General features: G+C 27.2%; 8 protein-coding genes and 1 tRNA gene. 8 read left to right on the top strand and 1 reads right to left on the bottom strand.

Annotated elements, in window-relative coordinates:
- The first annotated feature begins 129 nt into the window (after nucleotides 1-129).
- The 5 genes from ACO5J6_RS08350 to ACO5J6_RS08330 all read left to right on the top strand — a co-directional run bounded on the left by ACO5J6_RS08350 (nucleotide 130) and on the right by ACO5J6_RS08330 (nucleotide 3,133).
- Nucleotides 130-206 (top strand) — tRNA-Arg (locus ACO5J6_RS08350).
- 40 nt (nucleotides 207-246) lie between these two features.
- On the top strand, nucleotides 247-921 hold the full coding sequence (locus ACO5J6_RS08345) for a JAB domain-containing protein (RefSeq protein ID WP_485643367.1): 675 nt from the start codon (nucleotides 247-249) through the stop codon (nucleotides 919-921).
- Nucleotides 918-1,430 (top strand): regulatory iron-sulfur-containing complex subunit RicT, encoded by a 513-nt coding sequence (gene ricT / locus ACO5J6_RS08340; protein WP_485643366.1) that lies wholly within the window; start codon nucleotides 918-920, stop codon nucleotides 1,428-1,430. The genes ACO5J6_RS08345 and ricT overlap by 4 nt, the downstream gene beginning before the upstream one ends.
- A complete protein-coding gene (locus tag ACO5J6_RS08335) occupies nucleotides 1,393-2,319 on the top strand; it encodes a PSP1 domain-containing protein (protein ID WP_485643364.1) in 927 nt (308 codons plus the stop codon). The genes ricT and ACO5J6_RS08335 overlap by 38 nt, the downstream gene beginning before the upstream one ends.
- 124 nt (nucleotides 2,320-2,443) lie before the next feature.
- A complete protein-coding gene (locus tag ACO5J6_RS08330) occupies nucleotides 2,444-3,133 on the top strand; it encodes a tRNA1(Val) (adenine(37)-N6)-methyltransferase (protein ID WP_485643363.1) in 690 nt (229 codons plus the stop codon).
- Between the two features lie 465 nt (nucleotides 3,134-3,598).
- Here the strand turns inward: ACO5J6_RS08330 and ACO5J6_RS08325 are convergent, their stop codons facing one another.
- A complete protein-coding gene (locus ACO5J6_RS08325; protein ID WP_485643361.1) occupies nucleotides 3,599-4,072 on the bottom strand; it encodes a thioredoxin family protein in 474 nt (157 codons plus the stop codon).
- 254 nt (nucleotides 4,073-4,326) lie between these two features.
- On the opposite strand from ACO5J6_RS08325, the gene ACO5J6_RS08320 reads away from it, so the two are divergent.
- Genes ACO5J6_RS08320 through ACO5J6_RS08310 form a run of 3 tightly spaced genes read left to right on the top strand, consistent with a single transcriptional unit; the run spans nucleotide 4,327 to nucleotide 6,363 of the window.
- Complete coding sequence (locus ACO5J6_RS08320) at nucleotides 4,327-5,130, top strand: HAD family hydrolase (protein ID WP_485643359.1); 804 nt, start codon at nucleotides 4,327-4,329, stop codon at nucleotides 5,128-5,130.
- 27 nt (nucleotides 5,131-5,157) lie between these two features.
- Nucleotides 5,158-5,520: a response regulator gene (locus tag ACO5J6_RS08315; RefSeq protein ID WP_485643368.1), complete on the top strand. Its 363-nt coding sequence runs from the start codon at nucleotides 5,158-5,160 to the stop codon at nucleotides 5,518-5,520.
- 27 nt (nucleotides 5,521-5,547) lie between these two features.
- Nucleotides 5,548-6,363 carry an HAD family hydrolase gene (locus ACO5J6_RS08310; protein WP_485643358.1) on the top strand — a complete coding sequence of 272 codons (816 nt, stop codon included), beginning with the start codon at nucleotides 5,548-5,550 and terminating at the stop codon, nucleotides 6,361-6,363.
- The last annotated feature ends 64 nt before the right edge of the window (nucleotides 6,364-6,427 follow it).

The raw sequence follows: 6,427 nt of genomic DNA, 5'->3' as shown, positions 1-6,427 counted from the left end.
TGTTAACCAAAGGGTCGTTGGTTCGAGTCCAACCGGGGACGCCACTTTTTTTATTACTATTTTTTATATTTGTTTTTTTTTAGAAAATGTGATAAAATTAATTAGTAATTTTAAAATAGTTATAAAGTTGCATCCGTAGCTCAACTGGATAGAGCGTCTGACTTCGGATCAGAAGGCTTGGGGTTCGATTCCTCACGGGTGCGCCATAATCATATATTTGAGGTTAAAGGATTAATTGGGGGAAATATGCAGAATAATCAAGGACATAGAGATAGACTGAGAAAGAGATTTCTTATGTCTGGATTTTCAGGTTTTCATGATTATGAAATTCTGGAACTTTTATTGTCTTACGTCATAATAAGAATAGATTGTAAGCAGATTTCAAAAGATTTGCTGAATAAATATGGAAATCTCTATTTTTTATTAAAACAATCGGTTGATGAACTGAAAACTAATAATTATATCAGTGAAAGAGTGGCAATTTTTTTAAAAATAATATTTCTGATATTGGAAGAACAGCTATATAAGAAAGTACATAATGAAAAAATAACCGTTTCAACTAATATTCAGCTAATAAATTACTTACAATTTTCTCTTTTAAAAAAAGATGTTGAAGTTTTTAGAGTCTTATATCTGAATACACAAAATGAGCTGATAGGAGAAGAAGAACTTTCTCAAGGAACATTGGATAGAAGTACAGTGTATATAAGAGAATTGACGAAAAAAGTTTTAAGTTATAATGCAAAATCTGTCATATTTGTACATAATCATCCGTCAGGTTCATTGCAGCCTTCTCAGTCTGATATAATTTTAACTAAAAAAATTAAAGAAGTATTTGAAAATATAGAAATTAGATTACTGGATCATATAATAATAAGTGAAAGAGGATATTTTAGTTTTTTAGAAGGTGGAATATTGTGAAAATAATAAATATAAAATTTAGAAAAACAAAGAAAGTCTATCCTTTCTTAATTGGAAAATTTGAAAATTATGAAAAAGGAGACCACGTAATAGTAGATACTATAAGAGGAGAACAGATAGGTATCGTATTAGGAACTACTGATAAATTTGGTGAAAATTTTGAAGAGAAAGATGATATAAAAATAAGAGAAGTAAAGAGAAAACTTAATAAAAAAGAAGTTGAAAAATTGGAATTACTTGATGAAAAAGCTAATGATGCATATTTTATATGTAAAAAAATAGTAAAAAGTATTTTGCCTGAAATGAATCTAGTTATCGGTGAATACACTTTTGATGAAAGTAAACTTATCTTTTATTTTACAGCTGAAAATAGACTTGATTTTAGGGAACTCGTAAAAGAAGTAAATAAGACTTTCAAAAAAAGAGTAGAATTTTATCAGATAAAACAAAATGATGAAGGGAGAATTTTAAGTGCATTTGGAAAATATGGGAAAGAAATATACTGGTAAAGAAGAAGAGCCTGCCACCAGTATAACCAATAATGGCAAGGTTATAGACGTATATTTTGACACTTTTCAGAAGCGTTATTTTTTTCTTGAAAATCCAAATTTTGATGTAAAAATTAACGAAAAAGTATTAGTTGAAACACAAATGGGCTTAGCTATAGGCAAAGTTATAGCTGTAAAATCGGATTATAAATATGATGAGAAAGAGCCTCTAAAAAGAATTATACGAAAGGCAACTGATAAAGATTTAGAGAAAAACAAGGAATTAAAAGAAGATGCAGTAAAAGCGGGATTTATATTCAGAAATAAAATAAAAAAATATAATTTAAATTTAAAACTTGTAGCGACCGAATATACTTTTGACAGAAAAAAGCTTATTTTTTATTTTGCTTCTGAAGAAAGAGTTGATTTTAGAAGCCTTGTAAAAGATTTAGCTGCTATATTCAAAGTCAGGATTGAATTAAGACAGATTGGTGTAAGGGATTTTGCTAAAATGGTTGGAGATTGTGGCAGTTGCGGTAAAACTTTGTGCTGTAAGTCTTTTATTAATAAATTTGATTCGGTTTCAATCAAAATGGCAAGAGACCAAGGGGTAGTAGTTACTCCGTCAAAAATTACAGGAGTATGCGGTAGATTAAAATGCTGCATAGGGTTTGAAAATGAACAGTATAATGAGATAAAAGAAAATTATCCTGCAACAGGTCAGGAAGTAATTACCGATGAGGGAAAAGGTAATGTAGTGAGTATGAATATGTTAAATGATTTGATATTTATAAATATTCAGGGAAAAGGAATAGGGAGATATAGATTATCTGAAATAAAATTCGATAAGCAGGAAAAAATAGAAATAGAAAAAAGACAAAGTTGCTGTAATTATATAGAAGAAAATTAAATTACAAAGAGATATTAATAGATATTATAAGCAGTAAAAAAATTAAGCGAAAAAGAAATTGAAAAATAAGAAATTTAGATAACAGAGTTACATAATATATAATATATGATCAAAGGAAAATTATATGAAAAAATATACTGAAGAACTTCAAAGTGTAAATAAATCCGTTATTATAAATGAAAAAGGATTGAAGATAACGGAAGACGCATTAATATTAGCAGATTTTATAAAAAATATATTAGAAAAAAAATCCGGCAAATCAGACCGGACTTTTTTTCATAAAAAAACTATACTTGAAATTGGTGCGGGACAAGGGATAATCTCAATATTACTGAGTGAAGTATCATATATCTCTAAAATTTATGCTGTAGAAATACAAGAAAAAATTTTTGAGTATTTAGTTGATAATATACGGAAAAATTCCTTACAGGATAAAATTTTAGCTTTAAACAATGATATAAACAGAATAGACGGAGAATATGATTATATTTTTTCCAATCCGCCTTATAGAAAAATAAATTCGGGAAAATTACCTGATGAGGAAACTGAAAAAATAAGTAAATATGAAATATTGCTTACTTTAGAGGGTTTATTTTTTAATATAAAAAGATTACTTAAAAATCATGGGGAATTTTTTGTGATCATCCCTGAAGAAAGACTGAATGAGACTTTTTCGTATATTTATAAGAATAATCTTCAAATAATAAATATGGATATAAATGAATACAGAAAGAAAAAATTGATTATGATATATGGGAAAAAAGGAGGAAAAATAAATTCAGGAATTGAGGTTAACTATAAAAAATTATTCTGAAATAAAGTTAATATAAAAAAGACTAATATAAAAATCCAAAAATCTAAAAATCTAATAACCTAATAACCTAATAACTTAATAACTTAATAATCTAATAATCTAATAATCTGACAATCCAATAATATGAAAAAAACTTATAATAAAAAATTTAAAACAATGTCATATGGTTCAACACACCAATTTAATAATATGAAAACTTATAATAAAAAATATGAGGCTATTTCGTAATTCAAAAGAAAATCTCTAATAAAAGATTATATATTTTGAAATATATTTAAAAAAATCAAAAATATTGTCTTTATTTATTTTTTCTTTGCATTTTTCTTGCAAATTTATTCCTGTAAAGGTATCAAAATATATAAAGTTTATAATTTAGTATTTTTTTTACTTTATAATCTTGTACTTTTCTTATACTTTATGAAATAGCTTCATATTTTTTTATTTTTAAGTTTTAGATTCAATTTTTTAGAAAGAAATTAAATAATCAATAAGTTCTTTTTCGATTTCCTTATTATACTTACCAATCCTGAAGTTATATTTTATTTCATCGTAGTTTTCAGGATTTTCTTTCATTTCTTTTTGCACGATATTAGGAAATTCCAGTAAAAATACAGATAATTTGTCTTCTTTTTGAGAAACAAGAGTAGGAATTTTAACGGTATCAGTTAAATTTTTTAATAAATCTTCATGTCCTTCTCTCGGTAAATAATCTATTTTTATATTACTGTTCAAGTCGGAAAATTTTTTCATGAAAGGGACAATTGCACGACAATCGGGACAATAAACCTGTGCGAAACATAATATTTTTATTTCTTTATTTATGGATTTTACAGTTTTTTCAGTTTCAGCTGAAAGCTCTATTTTATCAATAATTTTTAACTGTTTTTGAGAATATTCTCCATTATCCGAAAAATTTAAATAATCTTGAAATGTACCCATTTTTATCACCTCTGAATAATTTTATTATACATATTATAAACTAAAAAACAAAAAAAATAAAGATTTTTAAATAATTTGTTATGATCCATAATCATATGAAACTGTCTAAATGGAAAAAGAAAAAATTGAAAAGTTACAAACTGGCAAGTTCGAATTATATGAAGATACTATAAATGTAGGAAAAATGAATATATAATAAATTATTTTGTTTATTTTTATATTAAAATATGATAGAATGACCGAAGGAGGAAAAAATGTATAAAGCGGTAATAAGTGATTTGGACGGGACATTATTAGATGAAAACCATTTAATAAATGATTTCACAATAGATATCGTAAGAAAGGTTACTGAAAAGGGGATTAAATTTTATATTGCTACAGGCAGAAGTTATTTTGGAGCTAAGGAAATAATGGATAAAATTAATCTCAAAATACCTCTGATTACTTCTAACGGAGCAAGAATAATGGATAGCGACGGTAATGAAATTTATATAAATAACATCGAAAGAAAATATCTTGAAGAAATTTATAAAATTGATTATAAATCTGTCGGAAGTGATATAATATTAAACGGATATTCAGGAAGTAACTGGTATATAGTCGAAAATATACTCGATTACTATAAGAAACAGCGACCGGACAGAATATTTCTGCCTGAAGTAATAAGCGAAGAAAATTTCAGACAAAAAGAATATACAAAACTTTTTTTTCTGGGAGAACATGAGAAACTCCTGAAACTTGAAAAATTATTGAAAGAAGTAACTAATGAAGAAGTAAACATAGTTTTTGTTTCCGAAGGAAATCTTGAGATATTTGATAAAAATTCGGATAAAGCAGTTGCTGCAAAATATCTGCTTAATAGGGACGGAATAAAATTAAGTGAAACGGTAGCTTTTGGAGACGGCTATAATGACTATGAATTATTAAAAGAAGCAGGTAAAGGTTATCTTATGGGAAATTCTCTATACAGACTATTAGAAAGTTTGCCTGATTATGAAGTCATTGACAGTAATGAAAATAATGGAGAAGCTAAAAAATTAATAGAACTATTTTTATAAAAAAACTTAGAAACGGGAGATAATAATATTATGAAAACGGCATTAGTAGTAGACGACACTTCATATATAAGGGAAGATATAAAGGAAATTTTGACGGATCAGGGATATGAAGTATACGAAGCGACAGACGGGCTGGAAGCATTTGAAATGTATAAAAAAGTAAAACCTACAATTGTTACAATGGATATAAATATGCCAAGAGTACACGGACTGAAAGCAACACAGCTGATAACGGATTATGACCCTGAAGCAAAAATAATGTTATGTAGTACAATGATAACTTTTCAGAATTATATGAAAATGGGAAAAGAAGCGGGAGCAAAGGGTTTTTTATCAAAACCTTTTACAGATGAGGAATTTATGAATGAATTATCAAAATTATTTTTATAAAAATTAAAATATGGAATAGGAGTATAGATGTATAAAGCTGTAGTAACAGATCTGGACGGGACGTTATTGGACGGGAATCATAGATTAACAGAATTTACAAAAGAAATAGTAAGTAAAGTGATAGAAAAAGGAATAAAATTTTATATTGCCACAGGTCGAAATTACGGTCTGGCAGAAATGATAAAAGATGACTTGGGAATAGAAATACCTCTTATTACGTCAAATGGAGCTGCTGTATATGATAAAAAAGGAAATATTATATATGAAAACGGATTGGCAAAAAAAGAGATAGAAATAATTCTGAATATTGATTATAAATCTTTTGGCAGTAATATTCATTTGAATATATTTTCAGGAAAAGACTGGATAATAACAAAAGGAACTTTGGAAGAAGCGATTGAAAGAGACGGGGAAAATTTTCCCCTTGAGCCTGTAGAAGTTGACGAAAGCGAGCTTGGAAACCGCGAGATACTGAAATTTTTCTATATAGGGAAACACGAACATTTAGTCAATCTGGAAAAAGAAATTTTGAAAAGAACTGACAATAATGTAAGTATTGCATTTGTTTCGGATGAATGTATGGAAGTTTTCTCGAAAACTGCAAATAAAGCCAATGCTGCAAAATATCTTCTTAAAAAGGAAGGAATAGATGTAAAAGAAGCCGTGAGTTTCGGTGACGGAGAAAATGATTATGAGCTTCTAACTACTATGGGAAAAGGCTATGTAATGGGAAATGCCATAGACAGATTGAAAAAAATAATACCGTCCAATTTAGAGATAATAGGAGAAAATACTGAAAATGCCGAAGCTAAAAAACTGAAAGAATTATTTTTGGATAAATAACTAAAAATAATGATATAAAAAATGACATAAGGATATAAGTTAATGACGTAAAATAAAAATAACT

This window comes from Pseudoleptotrichia sp. (assembly GCF_057270515.1).
This window is presented reverse-complemented; position numbering and strand designations above follow the sequence as displayed.

Coding starts and splice junctions, on each gene's coding strand:
- ACO5J6_RS08345 (WP_485643367.1), top strand. CDS start 247: ATGCAGAATAATCAAGGACATAGAGATAGACTGAGAAAGAGATTTCTT.
- ACO5J6_RS08330 (WP_485643363.1), top strand. CDS start 2,444: ATGAAAAAATATACTGAAGAACTTCAAAGTGTAAATAAATCCGTTATT.
- ACO5J6_RS08325 (WP_485643361.1), bottom strand. CDS start 4,072: ATGGGTACATTTCAAGATTATTTAAATTTTTCGGATAATGGAGAATAT.
- ACO5J6_RS08320 (WP_485643359.1), top strand. CDS start 4,327: ATGTATAAAGCGGTAATAAGTGATTTGGACGGGACATTATTAGATGAA.
- ACO5J6_RS08310 (WP_485643358.1), top strand. CDS start 5,548: ATGTATAAAGCTGTAGTAACAGATCTGGACGGGACGTTATTGGACGGG.